The following is a 235-nucleotide window of genomic DNA, read 5'->3' as shown; positions in this document are numbered from 1 at the left end:
GTCTTCAGACATTGTGAGCCCCTGTAGGCGCGGGTTTACCCGCGAATACGGTAGTGGCGAAAACGGTGAATGGCGGGTGGAGATCGGTCAGCAGGGCCGGCCCTTTCGCGGGTAAACCCGCTCCTACATCCGCGCAACTCAGCGCAGCTTCTCGAGCATCTGGTAATACCACATCCCCGCCGCCAGCAGCGGGTTCCCCAGCAAGTCTCCCATCGGCACCCGCACATGCTTGCAC

At 62.1% G+C, this 235-nt stretch carries 1 protein-coding gene; it reads right to left on the bottom strand.

All coding sequences use genetic code 11. The annotated features are described in order from the left end of the window. Positions 1-138: 138 nt before the first annotated feature. On the bottom strand, positions 139-235 hold a 97-nt coding region (locus tag FQ664_RS28005), incomplete at its 5' end, for a hypothetical protein (RefSeq protein ID WP_256676132.1).

It is taken from the genome of Pseudomonas persica (assembly GCF_900291015.1).
GTDB lineage: Bacteria > Pseudomonadota > Gammaproteobacteria > Pseudomonadales > Pseudomonadaceae > Aquipseudomonas.
The sequence above is the reverse complement of the archived record's forward strand: the minus strand, read 5'-3'. Positions and strand labels throughout refer to the sequence as shown.